Origin of the sequence: Streptomyces huasconensis (genome assembly GCF_021028635.1) — a bacterium.
Classification (GTDB): Bacteria; Actinomycetota; Actinomycetes; order Streptomycetales; family Streptomycetaceae; genus Streptomyces; species Streptomyces huasconensis.
In genome coordinates this window covers 3,358,858-3,385,599 of the sequence record NZ_CP086119.1, presented here as the reverse complement: position 1 = coordinate 3,385,599, position 26,742 = coordinate 3,358,858, and the positions used below count along the sequence as shown (strand labels likewise).

28 protein-coding genes and 1 tRNA gene are annotated in these 26,742 nt (G+C 70.6%); 5 read left to right on the top strand and 24 right to left on the bottom strand.

Features of this window, described 5'->3' with window-relative positions:
• Positions 1 to 65 precede the first annotated feature (65 nt).
• On the top strand, positions 66 to 1,325 hold the full coding sequence (locus J2N69_RS15210) for a helix-turn-helix domain-containing protein (protein ID WP_230901237.1): 1,260 nt from the start codon (positions 66 to 68) through the stop codon (positions 1,323 to 1,325).
• Positions 1,322 to 1,867 (top strand): GNAT family N-acetyltransferase, encoded by a 546-nt coding sequence (locus tag J2N69_RS15205; RefSeq protein WP_230901236.1) that lies wholly within the window; start codon positions 1,322 to 1,324, stop codon positions 1,865 to 1,867. Before J2N69_RS15210 ends, J2N69_RS15205 begins: the two co-directional genes overlap by 4 nt.
• 101 nt (positions 1,868 to 1,968) lie before the next feature.
• Here the strand turns inward: J2N69_RS15205 and J2N69_RS15200 are convergent, their stop codons facing one another.
• The 4 genes from J2N69_RS15200 to J2N69_RS15185 all read right to left on the bottom strand — a co-directional run bounded on the left by J2N69_RS15200 (position 1,969) and on the right by J2N69_RS15185 (position 6,696).
• The gene (locus J2N69_RS15200) at positions 1,969 to 3,699 is read right to left on the bottom strand and encodes a relaxase/mobilization nuclease domain-containing protein (RefSeq protein WP_230901235.1); all 1,731 of its coding nucleotides are present in this window, start codon (positions 3,697 to 3,699) and stop codon (positions 1,969 to 1,971) included.
• Positions 3,689 to 4,252, bottom strand: a complete 564-nt coding sequence (locus J2N69_RS15195; RefSeq protein ID WP_230904739.1) for a MobC family plasmid mobilization relaxosome protein — start codon at positions 4,250 to 4,252, stop codon at positions 3,689 to 3,691. The genes J2N69_RS15200 and J2N69_RS15195 overlap by 11 nt, the downstream gene beginning before the upstream one ends.
• Before the next feature lie 326 nt (positions 4,253 to 4,578).
• Positions 4,579 to 5,841 (bottom strand): DUF3631 domain-containing protein, encoded by a 1,263-nt coding sequence (locus tag J2N69_RS15190; protein ID WP_230901234.1) that lies wholly within the window; start codon positions 5,839 to 5,841, stop codon positions 4,579 to 4,581.
• A 630-nt stretch (positions 5,842 to 6,471) separates the two neighbouring features.
• Positions 6,472 to 6,696, bottom strand: a complete 225-nt coding sequence (locus J2N69_RS15185) for a helix-turn-helix transcriptional regulator (RefSeq protein ID WP_230901233.1) — start codon at positions 6,694 to 6,696, stop codon at positions 6,472 to 6,474.
• Positions 6,697 to 7,077: 381 nt separating this feature from the next.
• Here J2N69_RS15185 and J2N69_RS15180 point away from each other — a divergent pair, with 381 nt between their 5' ends.
• The 3 genes from J2N69_RS15180 to J2N69_RS15170 all read left to right on the top strand — a co-directional run bounded on the left by J2N69_RS15180 (position 7,078) and on the right by J2N69_RS15170 (position 9,276).
• On the top strand, positions 7,078 to 7,407 hold the full coding sequence (locus J2N69_RS15180; RefSeq protein WP_330166813.1) for a helix-turn-helix domain-containing protein: 330 nt from the start codon (positions 7,078 to 7,080) through the stop codon (positions 7,405 to 7,407).
• Positions 7,408 to 7,451: 44 nt separating this feature from the next.
• Complete coding sequence (locus tag J2N69_RS15175) at positions 7,452 to 8,645, top strand: tyrosine-type recombinase/integrase (protein WP_230901232.1); 1,194 nt, start codon at positions 7,452 to 7,454, stop codon at positions 8,643 to 8,645.
• A 157-nt stretch (positions 8,646 to 8,802) separates the two neighbouring features.
• The gene (locus J2N69_RS15170) at positions 8,803 to 9,276 is read left to right on the top strand and encodes a hypothetical protein (RefSeq protein ID WP_230901231.1); all 474 of its coding nucleotides are present in this window, start codon (positions 8,803 to 8,805) and stop codon (positions 9,274 to 9,276) included.
• A 60-nt stretch (positions 9,277 to 9,336) separates the two neighbouring features.
• On the opposite strand, the gene J2N69_RS15165 is transcribed toward J2N69_RS15170, so the two are convergent.
• The 20 genes from J2N69_RS15165 to J2N69_RS15070 form a co-directional block, all read right to left on the bottom strand.
• Positions 9,337 to 9,669, bottom strand: coding sequence for a hypothetical protein (locus J2N69_RS15165; protein WP_230901230.1), 333 nt, complete (start codon positions 9,667 to 9,669; stop codon positions 9,337 to 9,339).
• Positions 9,670 to 9,783: 114 nt separating this feature from the next.
• A tRNA-Arg gene (locus tag J2N69_RS15160) sits at positions 9,784 to 9,856 on the bottom strand.
• A 38-nt stretch (positions 9,857 to 9,894) separates the two neighbouring features.
• A complete protein-coding gene (locus J2N69_RS36655) occupies positions 9,895 to 10,200 on the bottom strand; it encodes a hypothetical protein (protein ID WP_408056732.1) in 306 nt (101 codons plus the stop codon).
• A gap of 217 nt (positions 10,201 to 10,417) precedes the next feature.
• On the bottom strand, positions 10,418 to 11,152 hold the full coding sequence (locus J2N69_RS15150; protein ID WP_230901229.1) for a 2-hydroxychromene-2-carboxylate isomerase: 735 nt from the start codon (positions 11,150 to 11,152) through the stop codon (positions 10,418 to 10,420).
• Between the two features lie 14 nt (positions 11,153 to 11,166).
• Positions 11,167 to 11,913 (bottom strand): 3-oxoacyl-[acyl-carrier-protein] reductase, encoded by a 747-nt coding sequence (fabG, locus tag J2N69_RS15145; RefSeq protein ID WP_230901228.1) that lies wholly within the window; start codon positions 11,911 to 11,913, stop codon positions 11,167 to 11,169.
• Positions 11,910 to 12,494 (bottom strand): 3-hydroxyacyl-ACP dehydratase FabZ family protein, encoded by a 585-nt coding sequence (locus tag J2N69_RS15140; protein WP_230901227.1) that lies wholly within the window; start codon positions 12,492 to 12,494, stop codon positions 11,910 to 11,912. Before J2N69_RS15140 ends, fabG begins: the two co-directional genes overlap by 4 nt.
• Positions 12,494 to 12,880: a 3-hydroxyacyl-ACP dehydratase FabZ family protein gene (locus tag J2N69_RS15135; protein ID WP_230901226.1), complete on the bottom strand. Its 387-nt coding sequence runs from the start codon at positions 12,878 to 12,880 to the stop codon at positions 12,494 to 12,496. Before J2N69_RS15135 ends, J2N69_RS15140 begins: the two co-directional genes overlap by 1 nt.
• Positions 12,880 to 13,137, bottom strand: a complete 258-nt coding sequence (locus J2N69_RS15130) for an acyl carrier protein (protein ID WP_230901225.1) — start codon at positions 13,135 to 13,137, stop codon at positions 12,880 to 12,882. Before J2N69_RS15130 ends, J2N69_RS15135 begins: the two co-directional genes overlap by 1 nt.
• Before the next feature lie 51 nt (positions 13,138 to 13,188).
• Entirely contained in the window at positions 13,189 to 14,304 is a 1,116-nt protein-coding gene (locus J2N69_RS15125; protein ID WP_230901224.1) for a beta-ketoacyl synthase N-terminal-like domain-containing protein, read from the bottom strand.
• A gap of 104 nt (positions 14,305 to 14,408) precedes the next feature.
• On the bottom strand, positions 14,409 to 14,804 hold the full coding sequence (locus J2N69_RS15120; protein WP_230901223.1) for a hypothetical protein: 396 nt from the start codon (positions 14,802 to 14,804) through the stop codon (positions 14,409 to 14,411).
• Positions 14,805 to 14,808: 4 nt separating this feature from the next.
• A complete protein-coding gene (locus J2N69_RS15115) occupies positions 14,809 to 15,216 on the bottom strand; it encodes a hypothetical protein (RefSeq protein WP_230901222.1) in 408 nt (135 codons plus the stop codon).
• On the bottom strand, positions 15,216 to 15,542 hold the full coding sequence (locus tag J2N69_RS15110) for a hypothetical protein (protein WP_230901221.1): 327 nt from the start codon (positions 15,540 to 15,542) through the stop codon (positions 15,216 to 15,218). The genes J2N69_RS15115 and J2N69_RS15110 overlap by 1 nt, the downstream gene beginning before the upstream one ends.
• Before the next feature lie 9 nt (positions 15,543 to 15,551).
• The gene (locus J2N69_RS15105) at positions 15,552 to 16,562 is read right to left on the bottom strand and encodes an acyl-CoA thioesterase family protein (RefSeq protein ID WP_230901220.1); all 1,011 of its coding nucleotides are present in this window, start codon (positions 16,560 to 16,562) and stop codon (positions 15,552 to 15,554) included.
• Positions 16,563 to 16,617: 55 nt separating this feature from the next.
• Positions 16,618 to 17,463, bottom strand: a complete 846-nt coding sequence (locus J2N69_RS15100) for an alpha/beta fold hydrolase (RefSeq protein ID WP_230901219.1) — start codon at positions 17,461 to 17,463, stop codon at positions 16,618 to 16,620.
• Positions 17,460 to 18,464 (bottom strand): beta-ketoacyl synthase N-terminal-like domain-containing protein, encoded by a 1,005-nt coding sequence (locus J2N69_RS15095; protein ID WP_230901218.1) that lies wholly within the window; start codon positions 18,462 to 18,464, stop codon positions 17,460 to 17,462. Before J2N69_RS15095 ends, J2N69_RS15100 begins: the two co-directional genes overlap by 4 nt.
• Entirely contained in the window at positions 18,464 to 19,633 is a 1,170-nt protein-coding gene (locus J2N69_RS15090; protein ID WP_230901217.1) for a beta-ketoacyl-[acyl-carrier-protein] synthase family protein, read from the bottom strand. The genes J2N69_RS15095 and J2N69_RS15090 overlap by 1 nt, the downstream gene beginning before the upstream one ends.
• Positions 19,630 to 20,865, bottom strand: coding sequence for a beta-ketoacyl-[acyl-carrier-protein] synthase family protein (locus J2N69_RS15085; protein ID WP_230901216.1), 1,236 nt, complete (start codon positions 20,863 to 20,865; stop codon positions 19,630 to 19,632). Before J2N69_RS15085 ends, J2N69_RS15090 begins: the two co-directional genes overlap by 4 nt.
• A gap of 42 nt (positions 20,866 to 20,907) precedes the next feature.
• Entirely contained in the window at positions 20,908 to 21,159 is a 252-nt protein-coding gene (locus J2N69_RS15080; RefSeq protein WP_230901215.1) for an acyl carrier protein, read from the bottom strand.
• Positions 21,160 to 21,228: 69 nt separating this feature from the next.
• Positions 21,229 to 22,710 carry a hypothetical protein gene (locus J2N69_RS15075; RefSeq protein ID WP_230901214.1) on the bottom strand — a complete coding sequence of 494 codons (1,482 nt, stop codon included), beginning with the start codon at positions 22,708 to 22,710 and terminating at the stop codon, positions 21,229 to 21,231.
• A gap of 92 nt (positions 22,711 to 22,802) precedes the next feature.
• Positions 22,803 to 26,525: an ACP S-malonyltransferase gene (locus tag J2N69_RS15070; protein ID WP_230901213.1), complete on the bottom strand. Its 3,723-nt coding sequence runs from the start codon at positions 26,523 to 26,525 to the stop codon at positions 22,803 to 22,805.
• Between the last annotated feature and the right edge of the window lie 217 nt (positions 26,526 to 26,742).

Sequence of the window (26,742 nt, the reverse complement as noted above, 5' to 3'; positions counted from 1 at the left end):
AAATCTTTACGTTCGCATTACTCCCGCTCTGGTGCGGGGTGTACCTAGGCGGCTACGTTCGGTTCATGGGAGCGAACGCCATCCTGAGACGCCGGATGGAGGAACTTGGTCTCACGCAGGAAGAGTTGGCACGTCGGATGAACGAGGCCCTCCAGGAGATCACCGGGAAACCGGGGGATGTCTCGGCGCGCACCGTCCGCAACCTGCTGGGGGGCAAGACCAAACGGCCCATTGGACGCACCTGTGCCGCGCTTGAAAGGGTTTTCGGGTGCCCGACTGAGGATTTAGGGTTCAGCCCACCACGCACCGCAGCTCCGCAGGAGGACCCCGTGCGGCGTCGCACATTCATCACTTCGGCCGCAGGCACCACGGCAGCCGTTGCCGCACCAGCCCTGGCCTCCCCCAAGCGCGTTGGCCACAGCGACGTGGCCCGCCTGGAGGCAAAGTTCGCTGCGATCATCGCCCAGGACCACCGGTACGGCGGGCGCCTAAGCATCGAGACTCAAGCCTCTGCCCTGGCAGGCGAAGCGCTGTCGCTACTCCAGCGGGGAGCTACCAGCCAGCGAGTGCGGAGCAGCATCTACACGTGCGCCGCGTCGTTCACCTCCAGCGCCTTGTGGGCAGCGATCGACGGCCGCCGGTTCAATGAGGCGCAGCGCTATCTCGACCGCGCGTCCAGCCTCGCCGCGATGTCCGGGGATCCTGCCATCCAGTTCCGCATCTGGTCCCATGCCGGCAGCCTCTATCGGCACCTCGGCCGTCCCATCGACGCCCTGGCCGCCAACGACGTGGCACGCAACCTCCCCATCACCAGACGCGACCCACTCTTCGCCTCGCTGGGACATGCACGCCATGCGGCGATCTTCGGCCTGACCGGGGACCGCATCGCCGTGAGGCGATCTATCGACAAGGCCCAGGCGGCCTACGGGCGCGCGGAGCCGGACATCGTGCGGCCCGCATGGATGACTGCCTTTTTCGATCAGGCCGAAATCGAAAGCCTTGCCCTTACGGCACACCTGGGCCTCGGCGACTACGCACGGGCAGAAGCACACGCTCACCGGAGCATCGCGCTGCTCCGTCCCCACATGCAGCGAAGCCGGGCTATCGCCACCGCCCGGCTCGCGCACGCCCAGCTTGGGCAGGGAGACCTCGAACCCGCTGTCTCTACCGCCATGACCATCACCAGCAGCGCCAGCAGCAAGCACCCTCGCGTGGTCCGAATGCTTGACGAATTCGGCGACAAGCTCCGCTCCGCAGCGCCGAACAGCAAGGCGGCCGAGAGTTGGGACCAATACATCCATGACTTTCGAAGGGATGCGTCGTGAAGACAGCGGGCATCGAAGTCCGGCACTTCTCTGAGGTAGAAGCGGTCTGGGACACCCTGATCGGGATCTACGCCGAGGTTCGAGCCGACCGTCTCCACGACCCTCACTACTCCGTCGAACGGTACGGCGAGCGCCTGGCTCGTCATGCTACGGAACCAGGCTGGGAAGCTGTCGTCGGGTATGAGGGAGATGAAGCTGTCGGCTACATCTACGCCAACCGCATCGAGCATGACGATCGCTGGTGGAAGCGGATCAACCCCCCGCTGTCTGAAGCCATCACCCAGCCCTCCACGCTGGCCATCAAAGAGTTGATGGTCCACGTGCCGTGGCGCAAGACAGGAGCCTCACGGCGCATCCACGACTCCCTCCTCGCACAGCGCCCGGAGGAGCAAGTGACCCTTATGGTCAACCCCCTGGCCGGCGACGGAAAGGTCCATGGCCTCTACGAGTCATGGGGGTACAAGGACATAGGGCAGTCTCAGCCCTCACCTGATTCGCCGGTTCTCATGGCCATGGTGCGCCCCCGTCGCCAAGCAGGCTGAAGAGCGAAGGGGAACCTCGGCCGTCCGTCGCAAGTGGACAGCGAAGCGCCCCTCCGCCCGAGCAGCCGCCGAATGGAACCCCTGACGTGCGCCGACATCGCCTAACTCCCCAGCCTGGCGTGTCCCGTTTCGGGACGGCTACGGTGCTGCCCGCGTTCCTCCGGCTGCGTCGTCCTCACGGCTGTAGCTGGAGACGGCGGCGGGGAGGGCTGCGAGGTCGCTGCGCCGATGGGTCGCCTGCGTGCTGCCTGTGCTCGCTTGTTGGGCTGTGTGGTGATGCGCCAGTTGAGGACCTCGGCGGGGTGTTCGGCGGTGTCGAGTTCTCGGTGGGCGGCGACTTCGGTCAGGAGGTGGCGGAGGTTGTGGCCGGCGGTTTCGGCGCGGGCGAGGGTGGTGGTCAGGGCGGTCCACGATGGGTCGGTGAGGATGCGGTCGGCGTGGTCGGGGATGGCCGCACGAAGAGCGTCCTCGTAGCGGCGGCTGGTTGTGGCGCGGGGCGCGCGTCGGGCGAGGTCTGCAAGGACCGGTTCCGCGGCTTGCTGGTAGCCGGCCTGCAAGTGGCGGAAGGCTTCCTCGGCTGCTGCGGCCTGCTGCTGGTGGCCGCGGTGCTCGTGCCACTTGGCGGCGGCGCGGGCGAGATGGAGGGCGGCGAAGACCAGGGCGATGGCGAGTCCGCCCGGCTCATGGGAGGCGTAGGCGAGTTCCTTGGCAGCCTTGCGCAGGGCGGTGGCGGCCTGGTGGTCGGCGCGGATCGTCGAGCGGCGGGCGCGGTTGAACGCCATCGCTGCCGCTTGTAGTTCTGCCCGGTGCGGGCCGGAGGTGGCGCTCGCCACGTTGTACAGGACGTCGCCGAAGGCGGCCAGTTGGCCCTGGGCGGCGGCCTCGTCACCGGAGTCGAGGACGGTGCGGGCGATGTGCAGTGCGGTGGCGGTGTGCCGCCATGCCTCAGCCGAGTCCGCCACGTGCTGCGGGCGGTCGGCCACATTCTGGGCAGGGAGGCGTTCGCGCAGGCGGTTGATGGACAGGTCAGGGGCGAGCTTGGAGCCGCCGTACCAGACCGGATCGCCTTGGGCGGTGTCGCCGGGGGCGGCCAGGCTGTAGCCGATCACGTCGCCGGTCTCGGGGCCGATGCGGGTCTTGACCTGGATACCCAAGGACTGGAGCACGGTGAAGTAGTCGTCCACCGTGCGTACGGCAGCAGCCACGGCGTATGCCTGCTCGCGCAGCCACTGCCGTGCGGTGACCTGCTGGCCCTGGCGCTCGGCCTTGGCACGCTCGGCGCCGGTGGGCGTGGGCGGGGCGGTGAGGTCACCGGACTTCAGACGGCGCAGCCCGAATTCAGCCTCGATCTTGCGGCACTCCTGCTGTGCCCGCTGTCCGTCGCGGTGGGTGCGGGGGCGTCGTCCGTCGGCGCGGACGGTGGTGGCAAGGATGTGGATGTGGTCGTCGGCGTGACGTACGGCGATCCACCGGCATGCCTTCTCATCGCCCTCGGGTGCGATGCCCGTGGCCGCCACTATGCGGCGGGCGACTGCGGCCCACTCGGCGTCGGTGAGGTAGCGGTCGCCGGGTGCTGTGCGTACAGGGCAGTGCCACACGTGTTGGGCTGGCTTGTTGCCGCCCAGTTCGCGGGTGCGCAGGTCGACGTGGTGGTCCAGGCGCTTGGCGAGCTGGGTGTAGGTGGCCTCAAGGTCGCGGCCCGGGTCGGGGGCGCCGGCCATGTCCCAGGCGGCGACGATGTGAGGGTCGGTGTGCTCGTCGCGGCGGCCTGGGCCGAAGAGGTAGACGATCAGGCCACGGGTGTCGGAGCCGGTGGAGACGTCAGGCACCATGCGCAGTGCCCTCTGCCACGAGCTGGTCGATGAGCCGGTAGCTGTTCTGGGCTGCTTGCTCGACGCGGTCCAGCACCGCCTCGGCACGCTCGGGCACTGTTCCTCGGTGGATGGCTGCGGTGATCTGGTTGAGGTTGCTGCCGATGCGGTTCAGCGCAGCCGTGTGTGCCTCGATGGCCTCGATCAGAGGGCGGATCGGATCGTCCTCCGGGCTGCCGACCATGCCCGCCTTGCCGAGGGCGACAGCGAGCGCGGCGTCGCCGACGAACCCGGCGAACTTCTGGCCACGCCGCTCGGCCTCCTTGGCGATGACGCGGACCGCGGCCGGGGTGAAGCGGATGGTCTTTTCCTGGTCGCGCTTCTCGGTGGTGCGCTTGCGGTTCATCAGCGCGGGCAGCACGGGGGCGTCGATCTCGCGCCAGGAAAGCTGCTCGACGGGCGGTCGGGCATCGGCGGGCGGCTCGGGGCAGGCGACGATGGGCGCGGTGCCCGGCTCAGCCATCCCCTCCCCAGGCTCGGGCGCCCCCTGGCGCCCGGCCTCCTCCCCTGCCACCCCTGGGGCGGGGGCAAGCGCGGACGAAGCCTCGTTAGAGGCTCGTTCGCTCCAGCTTGCTGCTGATCGTCGGGCCAGGCCGAACAGACCCTTGCGGCGGTGGGCGGGCGCGTTGTTGGTGGCGTGGTTGTCGGGCATGGGTGGTGCTCCAGTGGCGTGTGGGCAGGGCGACGTCACGTCCGTCACGTCCGTTGCGTGGCTGGTCAGCACAGGTACGGCCAGGTGCGCAGGTACGGAGTACTCCGTATCGGCGAGGAAGATCGTCCCCGCGCTGACCTGCGCGGGGACGATCGTTACGGAGGGAGACGGACCCAGGGGAAGGTGGGTCAGCGGGCTCGCTTGGGGCCGCCGGTGCCACCGGGCGGGCCGATGGGCAGCGTGCCGGTCGGGGAGGCGGGCGGCCTGCCCTGCGCCGAACGTACAGGCGCGAACTCGTGCCCGGAGGCGGAGGCGGGGGCCGTCTGGGCGGGGTCGGGGCAGTAGCGCGCCCAGGCGTCGAGGAACTGGTTGCGGGCGTACGCCTTGGCCTGGCGGCCGTTCTCGAAGCGCTGGTTGCCCGGACTGATGCCGAAGTCACGTAGCAGATTCGCCAGGTGGTGGGCGTTCAGGCCCTTGGTGCCGTACTCCGCCCATGGCGCCTCGGCGTCCTGGACCAGAGCGGCGAGCACATCCTGCGTACGCAGGGCGTCCTTGTTGCCCTCCTGCTCGAAGACGCGGCGGATGTCACGCAGTAGCCGCGTCTTCAGGCTCGTCTGCTCATCCTGCACGACCTCGTGCCGCGTCATCGCCACGCAGGCCGCACGGGCCAACGCGGGCCACTGGCCGCCGGCCAGGTCGGCGACGATCACCAGGGGCTCCCAGGTGTCCGCCGCCCGGTCCTCGACCGGCATCTGCGGCACCAGCCGGTGCGCTGCCCCGCGCAGCGGGGTCAGCCACGCGGCCAGCCGGTCGCGCACCGCGTGCAGTTCCGGCACGGAATACCGCGAGCGGAACGGGGTGATCCGCTCGCCCGGCTTGCGCTTCTGCATGCGGATGACGACCGCCCGGTCCATGATCGTGTCCGGCAGGTCCCCGATACCCGCGAGCGCGGCCATCGCGAAGGTGGGGAACGCGGTGGGCTTGTGTTCCGGTCCGGAGATGCGCCAGGCGGGGCGGTTGCGCTGGTGCCCGGCGTTCAGCAGGCCGCGCAGATCCTCCTTCTCACCGGCCTTGGGGCCGAAGATGGTGTCGGCCTCGTCCACCAGCAGCGTCGGTGGGTTCTTGCCGATGACGCGAAAGACCACCGCCGGTGAGGTGTTCACCGTCATCATCGGCTGGTGCACGGTCTCGTGGAGCACGTCCAGGACACGGGACTTGCCACACCCCTTCGTCGGCCCCACCACCGCCAGCCGGGGAGCATGCTGCAAGGCGGGCTGGATGTGGGAAGCCGCCACCCATAGCGTGACCGCCGTCAGCGCCTCCTGGCTCGGCAGCACCACGTAACGGCCGACCGCCGCACGCAGCTCATCCAGCAGCGCGGCCCCGTCGGCGTCCGCCTTAGCGCTGGGCCCTTCCCGGTCCCCGGTCCCCGACCCGCCGTCGGGGACCACGGTCCCCGCAGACTCGTGGGGACCGTGGTCCCCACCATCTGCCCGCAACGTGGTCCGCTCGCCCGGGAGTCGGGGACCGACATCGGGGACCGGCTGACCGGAAGTCTCCGCATGGTCCCCGACTCCCGGTCCCCTCCCACCGGAACCAGGGGACCGGTCCAGGCGCAAGGCGTCGTCTGGTCCGCCCGGACCGGCGTGGTCCGCGTCGTTTGGTCCGGTCCGCAGGCCGCTGACCTGCGCGTCTTCCGCACCGGTTGATATCCGGTCCGCGACCGGAATGTTGGTCCGCGCCTCGCTGGCGGACCGGTCCGCGCCTTCCGGCGCCTGCGGACCAACGGCACCATGCGCTTGGTCCGTGGTCCGCGTGGAGGCGGGGACTGACTCCGCCCGGTCCCCGTTGCGCCAGGGGATCCCCTGGCCGGGGACCGCAGGGGCAGGCCAGACGACCTTGGGGGATGCGTTCGATGCGGCGGGGGACGTAGAGTCCTCCATAGACGTTCCTCTCTGGTGAGGGGCAGGACGGGCTAGGTCCGCCCCTCACCGGCTCAATCGTTCAGGGATGGGCGATGCGTAGGGGAATCTCCGGCCCCCGGCGTTGGCGCGCCGAGGGCCGCTCTGTTTCCCCGTGAGTCATGCCGTCAGGTCGTACGAGGTCTGCTGGTCGAGCCAGGTGTCGACCTCGCGCCAGCGGTAGCGCAGGTGTCGGCCGACCTTGTGGACTTTCGGGCCGATACCCCGGTACTTCCACTGGTAGAGGGTCTTCACCGGCACCCCCAGGTAGACGGCGACCTCAGCGGGCGTGGCGAGCGCGCCGCGCTCGGCGGCCGTGGCGGGGCGAGGGGATCCGTTGAGCAAGGGCACTCCATATCGGTTGCGGGTGACGGCGTGGGCAAGAAAGCCACACGCTTCGGGCTCTGTCCACATGCATCTCTGGGCATTCCGCGGCAGCCCCGAATGGCGGGGCAACCGAAGAGGGCATAACTGTAAGAGCGAATCGCCGGTTGACCAAAAAGTTCGCTGACCCCGTCCGGCTCGCGCGCGAAAAATCCGCGTACGTGCTCAGTGATCCGTCGTCAGGGAAGTGGCAGGCCACAAGCTTGCTGCGGCGTCTGCCAATGTCCCGGCGCTTAGGCGGCGGGGACCATACCACGCGATTTGTGATACACCGAACCGCCCATTCCCGCCGAGGTGTCACGTGCCTGCAAGTTCTGTAGGTTTCTAGAACTAACTATTGCCATGGACGCCGATTTCGAGTTACAGCTATCCGTCATGGCTACTTACCCAAGCGAAATCGGACTGGCCGGAATCGGCGCCGCTCGCAATATCGAGGCAGCCCGTGTGGCGTGCCGCCTCACCCAGCGGCAGCTCGCCGAGCGCTGCACTGCGCTGGGCCGCCCAATGACCAACAATGTCGTGAGCCGTACGGAACGTGGTCGTCGCCGCTGCGACGTGGACGACCTCGTCGCCATCGCCAACGCTCTCGGCGTCTCGCCGCTGGCGCTGCTGCGGCCTTCCTCGATCGACTTCTCAACCGCCGTGTCCGACGGCGTCGCGGAAGGGGTCTGATGGCGCGCGTCTGGATAGAGGACCGCATTGGACAGGCGGCGTACGTGCGAGCTCTGGCAGCGGCCAAGCAGGTAGGCCGCACCCCTCCTGGGCGCTACCGCGTGCGCTGGTATGACCCGGACGGCAAACCCAAGATGAAGACCCTGACCCGCAAGGTCGACGCCGAAGCCGAGCGGACGAGGGTGGAGTCCCGGATCGCCGATGGCACCTACCGCGACCCGGCTGCGGCACGGGTGAAGTTCGCCGAGGTGGCGGAGTCCTGGTTGGCTGCGCAGGTCCACCTCAAGCGATCAACTCGCAACCGCTATCGAGGCGTTCTTGATGTCCATGTGATCCCCAAGTGGGGCACCACGCCGCTTGACCGCATCCGCTTCGAGGACATCGCCGAATGGTTGGCGGACATGCTGTCGGGTGAAGCTGCGGGAGGAAGGAAGCTCAGCGCACGCTCGGTGCGCAAGGCGTATGTCGTCCTCAGTCGGGTACTCGGCTTCGCCGTCAAGTCCCGTCGCCTGGCGTTCAACCCGGCCTCCGGCGTTCCCTTGCCAAAGCCGGTACCGGCTGACCATGTCTACCTTGACGACCTCCAGGCCGAAGCGCTCGCCGACGCGGCGGGAACGTACCGGGTCTTCATCCTGCTGCTGGCCTACACGGGGCTGCGCTGGGGCGAGGCGTCCGCGCTGAAGGTGGGGCGCGTCGACCTCGATGCCTGCCGGGCGCACATCGTCGAGGCGTACGTCGAGGACAACGGCAAGCTCTACCTCGACTCGCCGAAGAACCACGAGCGCCGATCCGTCCCGATCCCTCGGTTCCTCGCCGAGGAGCTGAAGCCCCACGTCGAGGGGCGGGGAGAGGGGGAGCTGCTTTTCACTGCTCCGCAGGGCGGACCGTTGCGGGCGCGCAACTTCCGCCAGCGGTTCTTCGCGCCGGCGGTCACCAAGGCGGGCCTTGGTCACCTCAAGCTCACCCCGCACAAGCTGCGGCACACGGCCGCCTCGCTCGCCATCGCCAGTGGAGCAGACGTCAACGTCGTCCAGACCATGCTCGGCCACAAGTCCGCGACCCTGACGCTGGACACGTATGGCCACCTCTTCCCGGACCGCCTCGACGAGGTCTCGAAGAAGATGCACAAGCGCCGCTCCAGGCAACTGGCCAAGGCGAAGGCCAAGCTGGAGAAGGCGGAGAAGAAGGCACGCAAGGCTGCCGCGACGGTGGCCGTCCTCGAAGACGCTGCCGCGTGATTGGGAAGGAACTCGCCTGCCGCGCTGTCGTGCCGAGTGCATGACAGCCGTATCTACGCCGCTGGCCGAGCGCAGGCCAGCGGCGCAGACGGCCTTGCTAGGTCGCGCAGCAGGATCACGTGCGCGACCATTGGCTCGTCGGAGCGGTGGAGGGTGCATGGACATCGCCAGATGGGCGTCTCTTGGAGCGGTTGGGGTCGGACTCGTAGCATTCATCGGCTCGCTCCGAAGCACCGTGAAGGCGCGCGTCAAGCAGATCGAAGACGACTACATCGGCCGTTACTGGCACCTTCTCGATCTGCTTCCCGCGGAAGCCTTGGTCAACGTGCGTCCGCGAAGAACATCCGACGAAGCCCGCCGCGTGGCTCGCCTCTATCTGCGCCTTTGTGAAGACGAGATGACCCTCCGGGCGATTGGGTGGGTCAGCCGCGACACCTGGAGCGAATGGCGGGACGGGATCCGTGCTCAACTGCACCGGTGGCCAGTCGCAGACGAGTGGCAGCGCATGAGCACCGGGGACTTGGCCCAGGCAACCCGTGACCAGTTTGAACGCCTTAGGCAACTGGACAGCAATCCATGCTACGACCCTTGCGAGCGGATATGGGTCATCCGCAAGTGGCGTGGCCTGTGAGGCAGCGATGCTGACCGGTCTCGGCCAGCACGATGGCGGAGTGAGACAGGGCGGCCAGGCTCACCGATGCTCCCGCCAAGCCCGATCCATGGCCTCCGTAGCCGCATCGGCAGCAAGCTGCTCGATCTCCTCGGGCACCTCCCGCGCGTCGAGCACGAAGAGCCGACCGCCCACCAGCGTCGTAGTGGGCTTCCAGCCGAGACGGCGGCCCGCTTCTCGGGCAGCACGCCGGACGTCCTTCAGCTCGCCCATCTCCGCGAGGTGGTCGGCGCCCAGGATCAGCTGCCCGTAGTACCCCTGGTACTGGGGCTTGAGGCCAGCCCTCATCAGCGACTCCAGGCGGTCGACCAGGTTCTGGTGCCGACGCCGGGTCAGCTCGTCCTTCGCGGGCATCGTCTGCTGCTCCCCACCCTCCGCACGCACCCCATGTGTGCCATATATGTGCTGAGAGACCGGAGGCCCTGCCGCCCACTCGGACGACAGGGCCTCTGACCTGGTGTTTCTCGGTGCCCCCGGCAGGATTCGAACCTGCGACACCCGCTTTAGGAGAGCGGTGCTCTATCCCCTGAGCTACGAAGGCGGGGCAGTCGTGCGGCAGCACGGCCAGAGGAGGCAGCGCTACCGCCGACAGTGTAGCGGGTGGCTCGGGTGAGCGGTCGGCCGTGGGGTGGGGGCTCGGAGAGGGCGGGGCAGGGGGATGGGGAGGCCCTCTGCCGTGACGAGCGCGCGGGGCGGATCACCAGGGTGGTGCGCAGAGGGCCCGCGGGTGTGGCGAGACGTAGGGCCTGTCGCTTCGGGGGTGGTGTGCCTCGGGTGATCAGTACGAAGTCGCCGCCGCGCAGTGTCTCGTACCGCCCACCGCGTCCTGCAGCTCGTGCCCCCGGCAGGGGAGTGCACGTGCGCCGCGTCGCCCGCGAGGAGCACCCGGCCCTGGCGTAGCGCACGGCCTGCCGCTCGTCGCTGCGGAAGCGCGAGACCCAGTGCTCGTCGAGAAGCTCCGGACAGGTCCGCAGGGTGTGGTCGAGGGGCCGCTCCGGAGAGCAGTAGCGCACCCGGGCTCGGGGAACGCGGCCGCCGGCCGTGTCAGCAGTCCCCCAGGCCGGTGTCTTCCCGGCCCGCGGCCGCGTGTGCCGCCCCGTGCTCACCCACAGCCACCCGCGTGCCCCTGGTCACCTCCGGTGCCGAGGACCACCCGTACGGGCCCCGCCTCCGCGCGGCCGAGCTCCGTGCGGACCGCCGGCGACGCGTCGCCGGCGCTGCCGGTGACCGAGCGGACGAAGGCGTCGAGCCGGTCCAGGCCCCAGAACTTCTCGCGCCGGTGGACGAAGAAGGGGACCCCGAAGACACCGTCGCGGTCGACGTCGAGCAGTGCCTCGACGCCTCGCGCGCGCAGCTCCTCGTCCTCGGCTGCGCAAGCGAACCGGTCGGGCGGCAGGCCCAGTTCCACGGCGAGTTGCGCCATGACCGCCGGGTCGCAGATGTTCTCGCCCTCCTCCCAGCGGAGCTGGTACGCCCGGCTGATGAAGCGCGGGCCGAGGTCCGCGTCGGACGCGGCGAGGTACGCCAGGTGCGGTACCTCCCAGACCGGGTCGCGGTCTATCGGCCAGGCCGGTTCGACTCCGGCCTGCCGGGCGAGTCTGCGGACGTCCTGGAGGATGTAGAGGTGCTTGTCCTTGGACATGGGGGTGTACGGGAAGGTGCCGCCCCGTTCGGCGAGCAGCGCGGCGCTGCGGGCGTCGGGTTCCCAGAAGGGGCGCCACTCGACGGCGGCGGCCACCTCGGGGTGGCGGTCGGTCAGCTGCCGGTGGGCCAGCCAGGAGTAGGGGCTGCGCAGGGAGAAGTACCAGCGCGCCACGGGGCGTCGGGTGGTGGTCACTCGGGTCTTCCTCCTTAGATGACGATGCCGCCGTCGATCTGGAGCACCGCGCCGCTGACGTACTCGGCCGATGCCACGTAGCCGACCATGTCGGCGACCTCCTCGGGGCGGCCGAAGCGGCCCAGGGGGATGTTCGCCACGGCGTCCGTGCGGGCGGACCCGGACAGGGCCGCGGTCATGTCGGTCTCGATGAAGCCGGGGGCGATCACGTTGACGCGGATGCCGTACTTCCCGACCTCCTTGGCCAGGGCCTTGCTGAAGCCGATGATCCCGGCCTTGGAGGCGGAGTAGTTGGTCTGGCTCGCGTGGCCGTGCACGCCCGCGACGGAGGCGATGTTGACCACACAGCCACGCCTGCGCTTCATCATCGCGAAGACGACGGCCCGGCAGATGTGGTAGGTGCCGCTCAGGTTGGTGTCGATGACGTCGTGCCACTCCTGGTCGGCCATCAGCACCAGGGGGTTGTCCCGGACGATGCCCGCCGACGTGACCAGGACGTCGATGGGCCCCAGCTCCTCCTGGACGCTCTCCACCAGGGCGCGCATGTCGTCGGGGCGGGTGACGTCGGCCTGGTGGGCGCGGGCGCGGCGGCCCAGCTCACCGACCTCCTTCTCCAGCTCCGCGGCGGCCTCCGCCCCGGAAGGGGTGTGGCAGAACGCCACGTCGTAGCCGTCCCGGGCCAGCCGCAGGACGGCGGCGCGGCCGATGCCTCGCGAGCCGCCGGTGACCAGGGCCACCGGGGGTGTGTCGTGCTGGGTCACTGGTGACTTCCTTCGGAGGTCGGGACGGTGTGCCCGGGAGCGGGAGCGGGAGCGGGAGCGGGGGCGACGTCTGCGGGTTTCCGCAGGGCGATGATGATCTGGTCCACTTCCAGGACGGTCTCGCCGTCGACGGTGCTCTCGCCCTCGTACATGACCGTGTCGCCGAACGACCTGCTCAGGCGGACGCGGTGGCGCATCACGTCGCCCGGGCGCACCGGGCGCAGCAGTCGTACGCCGGACATGCCGCCGAAGAGCATGAGCGCGCCGCCAGTGCCGCCAGTGCCGTGTGTGCCGGTCGCGTCGTTCGCGCCCGGCGTCGGCTCGTCGGCGGTGAGCAGCAGGGAGGCGGCCTGGCACCAGGACTCGATGACGAGCGCCGCCGGATAGTCGTACGCGGTGTCGTCCGCCGTGTCGGGCACGGCCTCGTACCACGGCTCGTCGCAGGTGACCGCCTTGAGCGCCGTCAGCTGCCGGCCCGGTTCGAGATCGAGCACGCGGTCGATCAGCAGGATGGGGTGGCGGTGGGGGATACGGCGCTTGATCTCGGCGGGAGTCATCTGTGCCGGCGTCCGGGCAATCATCAGGCCGCGCCCCTCTCCGTGAACACGAGGGTCAGCCGCGCGGCGGGCCCCCGGTCGGTGGCGACCGTCGCGGCGCACCGCCAACTCCCGCCGTCGTCACGCCAGTTCAGCTGGGCCGTCAGGCGGTCTCCCGGACGGACGGGATCACTGAAGCGGACCTTGTCCACACCGGAGACCCGCCACTGCCGCCCCGGCTCGGGGTGTGCCTCCAGGGCCCCGCGCTCGACGAAGTCGACGATGCAGACGCCGGGGAAGATCGGGAAGCCCGGGTAGTGGCCCCGGAAGACCGGCTCCCGCGGTTCCACGTCCAGCGTGATGAGCGTGTCGGGCCCGGCCACGCGGTCGACGACGACGGGCGCGAGGACGGGGCCGCACCTCCCGGCCATCAGAGGGCCCCGAGCTTCACGGCGAGGAGGTCGTGGATCGAGGAGAGCGAGGTGAACGCCCTGAGTTCCGCTTCGTCGAAGCGGACCCCGTACTTGCCCTCCAGGACGACGATGACCTCCAGGGCGAGCAGCGAGTCACCGCCGACATCCTCCAGGCGCATGAGGTCGGTCAGGTCGGACGGTTCGATGTCGAGCACCTGGGCGACCGTGCGGCGGAGGTCCTCCCGGTCCAGGACGGCGGCTCCGGTTTCGGACATGGGTACGTCACCTTTCATCAGGGGGGTGCGGGCGGGCGGGGCCGGGGCGGCTCAGCCCCGCGTCGACAGCAGTGCCGCGCCGACGACGCCGTTGGCCTCGACCGTGGTGATCAGCGCCAGGCCCTCGGTGCCCGGCTCGGCGAGGGCGAGGACGGCGGTGAGCTGGAAGGCGGCGGAGGCGGCCGAGGTGTCCCCGATGGACGCGGCGCTCCGCGGGCCGTCGGGGACCGCCGCGCCGAAGACCTCGACGAGGGCGGCGTGCTCGGCTTCCCCCTGCGCTCCGCCCGCGCCCGAGTCGGCGACGGTCCCGACCTCCCGCGGTGCGACCCCCACGCGCGTCAGCAGACGGCGCAGGCAGTCGGCGAGCACGTCCGTGATGTGACCGCCGTCCCGGGCGAACCCGAACTCCAGGCCGAGGGGCACGGCCAGCGGGCGCCTGCCGTTCCGCTCCGCCGTGCCCGCCCGTTCGAGCAGCCAGAGCGCGGCGCCCTCGCCGAGCGGGCCCGCCCCGGCGGAGTCCTGGTCCGCGCGCCGCCCCCGCGCGTGCCACTCCAGCCACGCCCGGGCCGGGGAGAACTCCTCCACGGCACCGCACAGCAGCGTCTCGGCGCGGCCGGCCCGCTGGAGCCGCAGCCCGTACCGCAAGGCGAGCAGCCCGGTGCCGCGGCCGCCGGCCAGCGTGGTGTTGGGGCCCTTGAGGCGATGCCAGATGGCGGACTGGCCGGCCGCGCAGTTCATCACGGTGTTGGGGAAGCGGGCGGGGTCGACCAGGTAGGGGCGGTCACCGACGAAGGAGTCCCGGGTGAAGCTCATCATGCTCTGGGCGCTGCCGGTGCTGGTGCCGAGCACCAGGCCGGTGCCCTCGCCGATCCCGGCGGGCCGGGCCCCGGTCCCGTCGTCGAGGAGCCGGCCCGCGGCGGTGACGGCCAGCGCGCTGACGCGGTCCATGGAGCGGGTGCCCTTGCGGCCGAGGACGGCACGGATGTCGAAGTCCGGCAGGACACAGGCCTCGTCGAACGGCGTCTCCCAGAGGTCCGGGTCGAGGCGGAGCGCCGCGCTCTTGCCCGAGCGCAGACCGGTGGTGAAGTCGGCGCTGTCCAGGCCCCAGGGTGAGATGGCCGACCAGGCGGTGATGACGGGGGTCTCTTCAGTGAGGACGGGGACCATGGGTGTAGCTGCCCTTCGAAGGTGGCGATCGTAGACAGAGGCGAGGCGGGGCGGGTGGTACCGGGGCGGAGGCCGCCGCGAGGGAGGACGGGCGCGCGCGTGCCTCAGAAGAACCAGATCCGGTCGTACGCGGACCAGTCGGGCGCTTCGTCCTCCTGCGTGGCCAGGCGGACCCCCGGCATCAGCCGCGCGGGCGCGCCGGCGCCGAACGCCGCGAGGCCCGCCCGCTCGACCCAGACACCGGCGCCCTCCGCGAGGAGTGTCCGCAGCGAGCGGCGCGGGTCGGCCAGGGGAAGTGCCGTGCCCCGGGAGCCCGTCGGCACGGGCAAGGGGTCGGTGTCGAGCGCGTAGCCGGCGGCCGGGCCGCGCAGCAGGACGTCGAGGCCGCCGCTCTGCCGGTGCAGTGCGTGTGCGAAGTACAGCTCGTCGGAGAACTGCGTCTCGACCGCGCCACGGTGGGCCCGCTCCACGACGAGCAAGGTTGTGGACGCTGTGGTCATGCGCTCAGCACACCCCCATGGCGAGTACCTTGTCCGAGGCCCGCACGTGCTCCCAGAACTTGCTGGGCGGACGGGTGCGGACCTCGGGCATCTGATCGGCCGCGGCCCGGTCCGCGCAGCAGAACCGGCATACGTACCAGTGCAGGCGGTCGGGGTGGGCGGCGAGCAGGTCACGGATGACGGCGGCCGTCGACGGGTGCCGCGTACGGAAGTCCGCCGGGTCGAGCGGCTTGGTGTCGCCGAGCGTGGCGCTGGTGAGCCGGGTGGCGTCGCCGCAGGTCCACACCTGCACCCGGGCGCCCCGGTCGAGCAGCGCCTGGGCCAGCCGCAGGGTGCTGGTGACCAGTTCGTCCTGGTGCGGGGCGCCGAGCAGCTTGAGCATGATGTCGCTGGGCGGAACGGTCCACGCCATCAGTGCCACACCGCCCGCAGGCCGGGCCGGAGCAGCCGCTCGGCGACCTCGTCCGCGTCCACCAGCCGTGCCTTCGGCACCAGGTCCACCGGGGCCACGCCCCGCCGGTGCAGGGAGAAGGCGTCCACCCACAGGGCTCCGCCGTCCCGCAGGTAGCCGTCGAGGCGGGGGAAGGCGTCCGGGAGCGCGCCCAGTACGCCGTCCTGGGTGAGCAGCAGGGCGATGTCACCGCCCTGCCGCGCCAGCCGGTGGGCGTCGCCCACGAACCGGTCGCCGCTCGCGCCGGCCAGTGGGCCGCCCGACTCGATCAGCAAGTACGCGTCCATGAGCCGGTGTCAGCCCGCTGCCGGAGTGCCGTGGAACGCGTCGAGGACCCGCTCGTCGAAGCTCACCAGGCTCCAGTCCATGCGGTTCTCGATCACGGCGTACCCGTGGGTGATGTGCCCGGTGGCCGTCTGGACGAGCTGTCCGTCGCGGACCACGTAGCAGTCCATGCGGGAGGTGTAGGTGTGCTCCTTGAAGACCTCCTCGACCGTGTACACGGTGTACAGGTCCTCCTCCATCAGGGCGTGCTCCAGGATGCGCACCGACGAGCGCGGCACGACGGGAATCCACCGCCGGTCGTCCAGGAGCTGCTTGATCGAGATGTCGCGGTCGGCGAGGAAGAGGTCGACGACCTCCTCCATCTGCCGCAGGTAACCCGACATCTGGATGCGCTCGGTGAAGTGGCAGTACGGGTAGGGGATGCGCCACTTCCACCCGAAGGCGTTCTCGCCCGCGGTCAGCTGGTCGAGCACCGGGTCGCCGCTGCTGGTGCCCCGCCCCGCGGAGAGGCTGGTGTTCTCCCGCGGCGCGGGGGCCGGGCGCGCGGCCCCGGCCCCGGCGGGGGTGCGGGCCGTGTAGCGGGCGAGGTCGGCGTGCGGCTCGGCGGCCGCGTCGAGGTAGTCGTCGGGCACCAGGAGGACCCGTACCTTGGCCGTGGCGGCACGGACGCGTTCGCCGTCGCGCTCGACGGTGAGGACGACACGGAAGCCGAGGGTCGTGTCACCGTCGGCGGTCGCCGGGACGACCTGGGCGTCGACGAGGTCGTCCATGTGGAGCGCGTGCCCGATCCGCGTGTCCAGCTCGACGAAGTCGAGCCCGAGGCCGAACTCCTCGAAGAGGGCACGGGCCGGCAGCCCCGCGGTGCGGAAGTGGTCGAGTACGGCCTCTTCCACCAGGTAGTTGACGTGCTTGAAGCCGATCCAGGTGCAGATGTTGGACCCCTCGTAGCGCGGGCGCAGCGCGACGGTGGTGTCCTCGGCCAGGAGCCGCTTCACGCGGTCCGGCAGCGTGTTCGAGGTCATGGTGGGTGCTCCGTTCAGTCGGGGGTGATGTGTGGTCGGGGATGATCGCGTCCGCTCAGGCGTCGAGGGCGCGTACGAAGGTGTGGACGAGGTCGGCGAAGAGCGCCGGCGAGGTCACCATGGGGAAGTGCTCGCCGCCCGGCAGCAGGTGCACGGACGCGTCCGGCACCGCCTCGGCGAACGCCTCGGCGTCCGTGGGGCGGGCGACGCGGTCCTCGTCGCCGCAGACGACGAGGAAGGGCATCCGCAGCCGTTCGGTGCGTACGGACGGCATGCGCAGGTACGTCCCGAAGAAGTGCATCCAGCCGTAGGGCCCGATGTAGTCGCGCACCTTGAGGGCGATGTCCCGCTCGTGCCGCGCCGAAAGCTTGCGGCTCATGCTCGCGCGCATGCCGTCGGTCAGGATGCGGACGAACCCGTTGAGGTAGTACTCGATCGACTGCCAGTCGAAGTCGCGGGTCTCGGCGCGGTAGAGCGGCGACACGAGGACGACTCCCCGCGGGCCGCGGATGCCCGCCGCGGCGGTGTCACCGTCACGGTCGGCGCGCCGGTCCAGCCAGCTCAGCACCGCGCTGGTGCCGAACGAGTGGGCGACCAGCACGTCGGGGCCGCCGGGCACGAGGGCCACGGCCTCCTCGACCCAGTCCTCCACGGGCCGCGAGGTCCAGCCGGCGACCCCGGTGCCGCGCCACGGCAGTTCCGCGGTCCACACCTCGCAGCCCTCGTCGGCCAGGGCGACGTACGGGTCCCAGACCGCGCCGCTGCTGCACAGCCCGTGCAGCAGCAGCATCCGGCGCGGGTCCGCCGCGGTGGCCTCGCGGACGCGGCGTACGGTGACGGGCGGCTCGGTGGGCGGGGCGACGGGCGGGGCGGCGCCCCGTACCTCCTGGTCGGCCGTCATGAGGGCGCCCCGGCCGGGGGCCGCAGGGCCAGGGTGGCCACCGCGTCGGCGCCGTCGCCGCCCGTGGTGAGCAGGGCCGACGCGGTGCCGCCCGAGGTGAACCAGCCGATCGCCGCGGCGCACTGGAGCACGCCGAGCGCACCGGACGCATGGCCGTGGACGCCGGTGAAGGCGTACCGCGGCGCGTCCGCGGGGCCGGGGCCCGACGGCCCGCCCGGCGCGGCGGCGGCCGCGTCCTCGGCGAACCAGATGCCCCAGGGGTCGGTGGTGTCCTGACCCAGGCCGGCGAGGCAGCCGGCGAGGTCCGCCTCGCGGGCGTAGCCGCCGATCTCCGCGAGGGGCCGTGCGCCGCGTGCCTCGGCCTGTGCCGCGTCCTCCAGGAGCAGGGCCACGGCCCCGTCGAAGAGTTCGTCCTGCGGGATGCCGGTGAGCCGTGACACGACGGGGTTGCGCGGCTCGACGCCCACCACCAGGGCGCGGGAGCAGCGTCCCGCACCGATGAGGGCGGCACCCCAGTGGATGGCGTCGAGCCCCGAGGTGGGGCCGTTGCAGAGCATCAGGTTGGGCCCGCGCAGCGCGAACCGCGTGGCCACCGCCGACGCGACCACGTTGCTCGACGCGTTGGGCAGCGACATCGGGCTGATGACGTCGGTGCTCGCCCCGGCGATGGCGGCGGACGTCTCGCAGACGGTGTCGAGGTTGCCGAGGTTCGAGCTGGCGACGACCGCCACGCCGGCGCCGTCGACGGTCAGGGTGCCGGGGTCGGCGCGCTGGGCGTCCTCGGGGATGAGCCCGGCGTCGGCGAGCGCGTCACGGGCGGCGGCGAGGGCCAGTTGCGTCGCACGGTCGCTGTAGCGCAGGCCGCGGCGGCCGATGCGGTCGCCGGGGTCGACGGGGGCGGCGGCGCGACGGTCCTCGGCGCGCAGCAGTTCGGTGACGGTGGAGACACCGGCCAGGGCGAGTCCTGCTCCGGTGACGCGGGGAGCGGAACGGGTGGGCATCAGGACGTCCCTTCCAGTACGGCGACGGCGTTGACCCCGCCGAAGCCGAACGCGTTGATCTGCGCGACCCGCGGCGCCGGGGCGCCGGGGGGCAGCGGCTCGCCCGCGCGGACGACGCGGAACTCCTCGGCGCCGGCGATGGGCGTGTCCAGGCCGGGGGTGGGCGGTATCCGGCCCGTCGCGAGGGAACGCGCGGCGACGATCAGGCTGAGCAGGCCGGAGCCTCCGGAGGTGTGACCGGTCATGGACTTCAGGGCGGCCATCAGCGGACGGGAGACGTGCGGTCCGAACACCTCCCCGATGGCCGCGGCCTCCGCCTCGTCGTTGAGCGTGGTCCCGGTGCCGTGCAGGAGCATCAGGCCGATGTCGTCGGGCTTCACCCCGGACCGTTCGTGCGCGGTGCGCATGGCCTCGGCGATGCCCCGCGGGTCGGGCGCGGTGGGGTGTCCGGCGTCACAGTTGACGGCGGTTCCGCGCAGCAGCCCGCGGGCGCGCCCCGCGTCGCCGCTGTCCGCCCCGGTCAGGACCACGGCGGCGGCACCGTCACCCATCAGCGTGCCGCGACGCGCCCGGTCGAAGGGGCGCACCCGGTCCGGCACCGTCATCTGGACCCGGTCGAGCAGGCCGAACATGCTGGCCGTCACGGTGTCGACCCCCGCGACGACGACGGTGTCCGCGTCACCCGCGGCGAGCATGTCCTCCGCCATGGCCAGGGTGTGCAGCGAGGCGGAACAGGCGTTGGAGAGGGTGTACGTACGGGTGGCGCCGAACCGCTCCCGCAGGGCCGTGCCGAAGTGCAGCCGTTCGGTGTCGAACTCCGCTCCCTCGTGCCAGCTCAGCTCGGCCGACCGCAGTTCGCGCAGTCCGGTGCCGACGAGGACGGGGGTGCGCCCGAGGTCGTCGCTCAGCCCGGCGTCGGCGAGGGCCTCCTCGACGGAGCGCAGCAGCCAGGAGGTGGCGCGCAGCGGTACGTCCACGCCGGACGCGCGGTCGTCGATCTCGTAGGCGTGGCCGGCGCGGAAGCGCTCGCCGTCGAAGGCGCGCAGGGGGGCCCGCCCGCTGCGGCCCGCGCAGAGGGCGTCGAAGATCTCGTCGACGTCGCTCCCCACACTCGCCACGGCTCCGGTTCCGGCGATCAGCGTGCCGGCGCGTCCATCGGCGCGCGTCATCGCCGCTCTCCCGTGTACTCGCCGTAGATGACCACGGCGTTGTTGCCGCCGAACGCGAGGCCGTTGTTCTGCACCACGCGGGGACGTGCCTCGACGGCCTCGTTGGGTACGCAGTCGAGTCCGCACTCCGGGTCGGTCTCGACGTGGTTGATGGTGGGCGGAATGAAACCCTCGGTGATGGCGAGCACACAGCCGATGGAGGCGAGCGCGCTGGCCGCGCCCATGGTGTGGCCGAGCATGGACTTCATGGAGATGGTCGGCGGGGCGGTGTCCGCGCCGTACACCCGCTTCACCGCGGCGGCCTCGGTCACGTCGTTCGCCCGGGTGCCGGTGCCGTGGGCCGAGACGAAGTCGACCTGGTCCGGCGTGACCCCGGCGTTGTCGAGGGCGAGCCGCATGCAGTTCGCGATGCTGTCCTCGTCGGGGGCGACCTGGTGGTGGGCGTCGCAGTTGAGGCCGAAGCCGAGGACCTCGGCGTAGATGTGGGCGCCGCGGGCCAGGGCGGAGTCGAGGCTCTCGAGTACGAGCATGCCGGCGCCCTCGCCGGTGAGGATGCCCTTGCGGTCCTTGTCGAAGGGCTGGCAGCGCTCGGGCGCGATGGTCCCGATGCGGTAGAAGCCGGTGAAGGTCTTGCGGCACATGGCGTCGGCGCCGCCGCACAGCGCGATGTCCACGTCACCGGATCTGATGGCGTCGAAGCCGTAGCCGATGGCGTAGTTGCCCGCCGCGCAGGCGGTGGGCAGGGTGACGGCCTCGACCCTGCTCAGGCCGAACTCGTAGGCCACCGCGGCCGAGAGCCGGCCGGCGGGGACGCGGGCGGCGAGCTGGGGGGACATGCCCGCGGGCCCGTCGCGCAGTTCGGTCTCGACGAGGGTGTCGAGATCGCGGGCCTCGCCGTCGGTGGTCCCGACGGCGATCAGCACGTCGTGCTCCCCCAGCTCCTCCAGGGTCAGCCCGGAGTCCTCGACAGCCATGCGGCTCGCCGACACCGAGAACTGGGTGGCTCTGCCGAGGGTGTCCAGGTCGGTGTCCTGGACCCACTCCTCGGGTGCGAAGCCGACGACCTCGCACCCCATGGCATGCGCGAACCCCTCGGTGTCGAACGCGCTGATGGGTTTCACCGCGCTGTGTCCCGAACGCAGTCCGGTCAGAAATTCCGCTCTGCCCACACCGATACTGGAGACGACTCCCGTACCGGTGATGACCACGCGTTTGATCGCGGAGTCACCCATGGCTGTCCTGCCTCTCCGGTGCTGAACACCTGCTCCGTGGATCTACTTGGCTGCCGCTTCTTCGACGACCGCGTACACCCCTTCGAGGTTCACCATCCGGGCCAGCTCCGCCTGGTCGATCACGACGCCGAAGTTCTTCTCCAGCGCGGCGAGCAGTTCGATGGAGCGCAGCGAGTCGGCGTCGTACTCCTCCTTGAAGAGGCCGGTCTCCTTGATCTCTTCGAGGTCGATCTCCAGGACGTCGCAGACGATTTCCTTGATCTCCGCGCGCTGGTTCTGGACTGAGGTGCTCATGACGCTCCTTGCGGTTGGGCGGGGTATCTCATGTGGCGCTCTCGGTGAGCGGTACAGGGGGGCGGTGCCTCAGCGAGACACGCCGAGAGGGAAGTCGAACTCCTGGAACAGCGGGGTCTCCGCGCGCCGCGGCCCCCGCATCCGCAGGGCGTAGCTGACGAGGGCGTGGTTCAGCATGTAGAGCCGGTGTTCCTCGCGGCCGCCCTCGGAGAGCCGGTCGATGACCCAGGCGATGGGGGTGGCGCCGTCGTAGGCGTCCCTGGGCTCGAACAGGAGGTGCGCGGCGCCCACTTCCGCCAGCACGTTGAGCGTGTAGGCGAACGGGTAGGGGCGGTTGATCCGGTCGTCGTCCGTGCGGCTCAGGCCGGGGAAGCTGTCCACGACCCGGTCGAGGGTCTCGCCGCTGATCAGATCCATGCGGCCGGTGAGCATGGCGGTCTGGATGATGTAGGCGTACGAGATCCCGTTGAGGAAGTAGTTCGCTCCGGGGTCGATGTCCGGCCACTGGCCCACGACGTCCTCGACGACGGCCTTCGACTCCGGTGCGTCGGGCGGGAGTTCGCCGAGGTTGTGCAGGGCGATGAGGTAGTAGAGGCCCATGTGGGTGCGCTCGATGGGCCTGATGCGGTCCAGCAGTTCCTTCGCCTCGGCCAGGCGGTCCCGGCCGTGGGTCAGGTACTCCTGGGGCCGGCCGGTCATGGCGATGGCGTTCAGCGTGGTCAGGAGCGGATAGATCCTGGTGAAGCCCTCCGACATGGGCTGCGGGAACGCCGGGGGAGAGTCCAGCTCGTCCGCGCGGTCGAGGTAGTCGAGGAGTTCTTTGAGGTGGTCCCGGCCCTCGCCGTGGATGAAGCGCTCGTACCCGAGGAGCGAGATCACCGAGAGGAGCGTGGCGCCGCCGCGCCCGCGGAAGAACGGCGCCGGGATCTTCTCCAGCAGGCCGAGCGCCTCGCGGACGTGGTTGCGCTCCCCGTTCACGAGCCGGTCCTTCAGGCCCAGCTGTCCGAAGGCCAGGAAGATCGCGGTGCAGGCCGACAGCTTCTCGTAGTGGCCGTGCCGTCCGGCGTTCTCGTCCTTGATCCGGTCCGGCTCGATCGTGTCGACGACGGCCAGCATCTCGGCGGGGAAGTCGGTCCCGGCGTCGACCAGCAGGGACGTGGGCAGGCCCAGCTTGGCGAAGGCGTCCATCAGGATGCAGCCGGCCATGAGCCGGAAGTACGGGTTCTCCTCGGCCCGGACGGCGTCCAGGAGCGGGCGGACGTCCTGTCCGGCTTCGGGGCGGCGCGCGGTGGCGGGGTCCACGGCGTCGAGCACGAAGTCGGCGAGCAGCCGCGAGAACCGGGTGTAGGCGCTGCTCTCGACGACCCCCTTGGCGTCGAGCAGACCGAAGGCGTGGCGGATGCGCGCGGCGCCCTCGGGGTCGTACGCGATGGGGTACTGGCCCAGGCCGATGCCGCGCACCATGCGACTCCACGGGGTGGCGAGGACGCGGGTCTCGTTGGACAGGTCGTGCAGGCCGCCCACCGGGACCGGGAACGAAGCGGATGTCATGCGAAGAGCCTTCTGTAGTGCGGGAGTTCAAGGGGGCGGCGCCCCGGGCAGGCGGTGGTCGTGCCTGCCCGGGGGCCGTGGAAGGGGGGCGGTTAGCGGGGCACGCGGGGGACCTGGAGGCCCAGGAACTCTCTCCGGGAGCCCTCCAGCATCTGCAGGGCCCAGTTCAGCCACTTGATGCCCTCGCAGTAGATGGCCACCGGGCGGCGCTGGGTCTGGTAGGTGTCCATGACCGTGCCGTCCAGCTCCTTCTGGAAGTGGAAGGGCGGCATGGCGGTGAAGTGCTGCCCCATCGTGAACACGAACCGGATCAGCCAGTACGGGTCGTCCCGCAGGTAGGCCGAGTCGGGGTCGTCCAGCCGGAGCGCGGCGGTCATCACGGACGCGAAGTGGTCCTCCATGCCCTCGGGCTCCTCGGCGTCGACCGTGCCGCCGAGGGCCACCACGTCACGCACCCGGTACGCCCGCTGGTACGGGTTGCCCTCCAGGAACGCGATGTCGACGCTCGGGGTCCTGCCCGCACCGGTGTCGACGGTCATCGTGAACTGCTCGCAGTGGATCTCGTCGTAGTGCCCGATGGAGTTGTGCCAGGGCTTGTTGTCGTACATCGGGTCGTCACGCACGTCCCGGCCCTCGGTCTTGAACCCGATGGCCCGCGGGTCGAGGAATTTGATCCCCAGCGAGGCGGGGGTGATGGCCTCCAGTGCCGCGGTGACCTCCTCCCGCGGCGCGCCCGACTCGATGACGCGCTGGGCGTGCAGCAGCGGTTCGACGTCGGTGACCTTGATGTTCTCGGTGTTCGTGTCGCCCATGACGAGCGAGTGGAAGGCCGGTTCGAGGACCGCGAGGAACGCGGGCGACTCCCGGAACCGCTTCAGCAGGGCCGCGTGGTTGAGGTAGGAGACGCCGTTGATGACGATGCGCTCGGTGTCGAGGAGCCGTGCGTCGAAGGTGCGGGGCGCCGTGCGGCGGCACAGCTCCAGGCGGTCCTCGATCTTCCTGAAGTAGGAGACGTCCAGCGTCTCGCCCGGTGCGGGGACACGCGCCACGCTGTGCACGTCCTCGTTCAGGACGCGGACGATCAGCTCGTACAGGCGGGCGACCACCGCCGGCGGCGGTGCCTGCTTCTCGACGAAGCGGCTCACCTCTTCGCCCGCCACGTAGCTCATCTCGTAGATGACTTCCTTGTCGACCGTACGGCCGCCCCGGCGCAGGTGGGGCGGGACCGGGGCGTCCCGCTCCAGGACGGTGTAGACCTCGGGGAAGTAGCCGCGCACCGAGTCGGGCAGGGCTTGCAGGTACTCGGCCTGCCGCTTGGCCTTCACGAACGGCGGCAGCATCACACCGGCCCCGTCCGGGTCCCACCGGGCGGTCGTCAGCGCCTCGCTGAGGATCTTGCGGACGGTGACGTGCTCCTCGCCCTCCTTCCTGACGAAGATCGTCATGGACTCGCTGCCGCCCTTGCCGAAGCTGACGATCGACTCGTCGATGCCGACGTAGGCGCAGACCGTGCTGGGGAGGAGTCTGCGGCTCTGCGCGTTCTCCAGGACGCGTTCGTTCTCATGGGTCAGCGCGAGGACGCAGGCGTACTCGAACGCGTCCAGCGCCGGGTTGAGCCGCTTGCGCCGGGCCTGCGCCGGGTCCGTGACATGGACGACGTGCGTGTCGTACGGCCCCGCGTCGACTGCGGCGGCGTCCAGGTCCGTACCGAGGGAGATGATCTGGCAGTTGCCGTTGAGGTGGATGCGCCGCACCTCGGTGCTCAGGGCGGCTCCGCGCAGCACGGCACCGGTGGCGTCCAGCAGGTCCTTGCGGGACTGGATCGGCACGCCCTCCGGCGAGACGACGGGCAGTTCGGCACCGGTGATCCGGTCCAGGAACCGCTCGACGGCCTCGTCCCGCCGGCCCGCCATGCGCAGGGCCATCACGTCGGCGAGGGAGACGGCGCCGGAGACGGCCAGCGCGGTCAGCCAGCCCGCCGTGTCCCCGCCTTCCAGGTAGTGGTCGCTCTGCGCGAACAGCACGGGCCGGTGCCGGGTGAGGGTGTGGAACAGCAGGTACGGGTAGACGACGCGGTGGTCCACGCCGGAGGCGTCGTCGGCGCGCAGGTCCTCGAGCATCTGCTGGTACCGCTGGAGCGCTTCCGGGTCGCTCTCCAGGAGCGCGTGGGTCCTGCGGGCCAGCCGCTCCTCGTCCAGGCCGGTGAGCCCGTCGAAGTGGACGACCACCACTTCCGGGCGGTCGGTGTCGCTCGTGCGTGTCTCGGCGTCGCCCGCGTGGTCGATGACCTTCAGCTCGACGTAGGCCTTGCCGAGGAGGGCGGGGTCGTCGCCGGTGATCCGCTTCTTCAGCCGGGCCCGGGTGACCAGTTCGCCCCGGTCGGCGGCGATGAGCCGCCGGTGGTTGCGCGTGTGCTGGAAGACTTCCAGGAACCGGTAGAAGGCGGGCGACCCCTCCCTGTCCGGGCACAGCATCTCCGCGGTGATGACACGCCCGAGCACATGGGAGAAGTACTCGTCACAGAAGTCGCTCTCCGCGGCGAGGCGGAACAGACCGCGCAGGGAGTCGTAGTGCCCGTTCTCCAGGAGGGGCCCGTGCTCCGGCCGCTCCTCCATGGCGTGCAGCTTCTCCAGCTGGGCCATCAGGCCGTCCAGCACGCTGACCGCGCGCAGGAACCGCTCGGTGTCCGCGCGGCCCGTGCAAGCCATGACGGGGGCGGCGACGTTGTTGTCCCGCAGCAGCTGGACGGACTTGTTGCCGGGGCCCAGCTCCACGATCGTGTCCACGTCGAGGCCGTTCAGGACGTCGCAGGTGTCCTGTGACGCCATGACCTGGTCGGTCATGGCGAGGACGCCCTGGCGTACGTCGGCCGCGGTGGTCAGCAGTGACCTGCTGTGGTTCGACACCACCGGGACGCGGGGCTCGGCGAACCGGACCTGGTTGAGGGCGAGGAACTGTTCCAGGGCCTGGCGGGCGGGCCGCATCCGGGCGGAGTGCGCCAGGAAGACGGTCGGGTCCTTCAGGCTCTCGGTGGTCACGTGCGGGAAGGCGGTGACGAACCGGTCGAACTCGTCCTTGACGCCGGAGCGGACGTAGATGTTCGCCTGCGTCGGCGCGTAGGTCTTGTGCACCTCGACGTCGGTGAGCGGGTACGCAGCGCGCAGCGCGTCCAGGGCCGTGGCGAGGGCGTGGGCGTCCAATGCCTTCACCGCGATCACGTGGGACGGCTCCGGTATCAGCGGCGTGCTGCGGACCGAGTCGGGCAGGTAGCAGGTGATGTTCCGGGCGAACACCTCGTCGGTGCTCCGGGCGCCGGCGGCGAGGAGCATCAGCGGCGTGAACGCCTGGGCGATCTTGACGCCGTCGAAGACCGACAGGGAGCCGCTCGCCACCGCGGCCGTCAGGATGCCGAAGCTCTCGCCGGTGTACGCGATGAAGCTGACGGGGGTGCCGTTCTTCTCCGCCCGGTCCCGCAGGTAGGCGTCCAGGGCCAGGCTGTGCACCAGCATGGCCGCTCCGACGTAGCCCTGCCGCTCCATCTTCCCCTCGGGGAGGTTCTCGGGCGCGGTGAGCAGCAGATCGGGCCGGCCGGGGAAACCGAGGGCGCGGGCGGCTTCCTGGTAGATGCGGGTGACCTCGGGGACCTCGGAGTCGAGGAGGGAGCGGCCGAGGTTCTGGTAGGCGGCCCGGCTGCCCAGGCCGGGGAAGAAGCCGGCGATGCGAGTGCGGTCCTTGGTGGTGAGGACCCCTTCGACGAGTGCGGGCCGGTCGCTGCCGGTCAAGGTCTGGGTGGCCTGGGAGGTGGAGCGGGGCACGTGCGTCACCTTCTCGGTTCGGGATGTGCGGAGAAGAAGGCACCTACGTTCCGTCGAGGTGCTTCACGCGCTCGCCTTTGGGCGCGGTGAATGACATTCCCGAGGCAACTCACCGGGAATGTGTCCGACGGTTTCCGTCGGCCTGTGAAACAAATACTGCCCGACTCGTCGACCCGCTTCAATGAAATCCAGGAAAGGCTCTGTCATGGATTCAAAG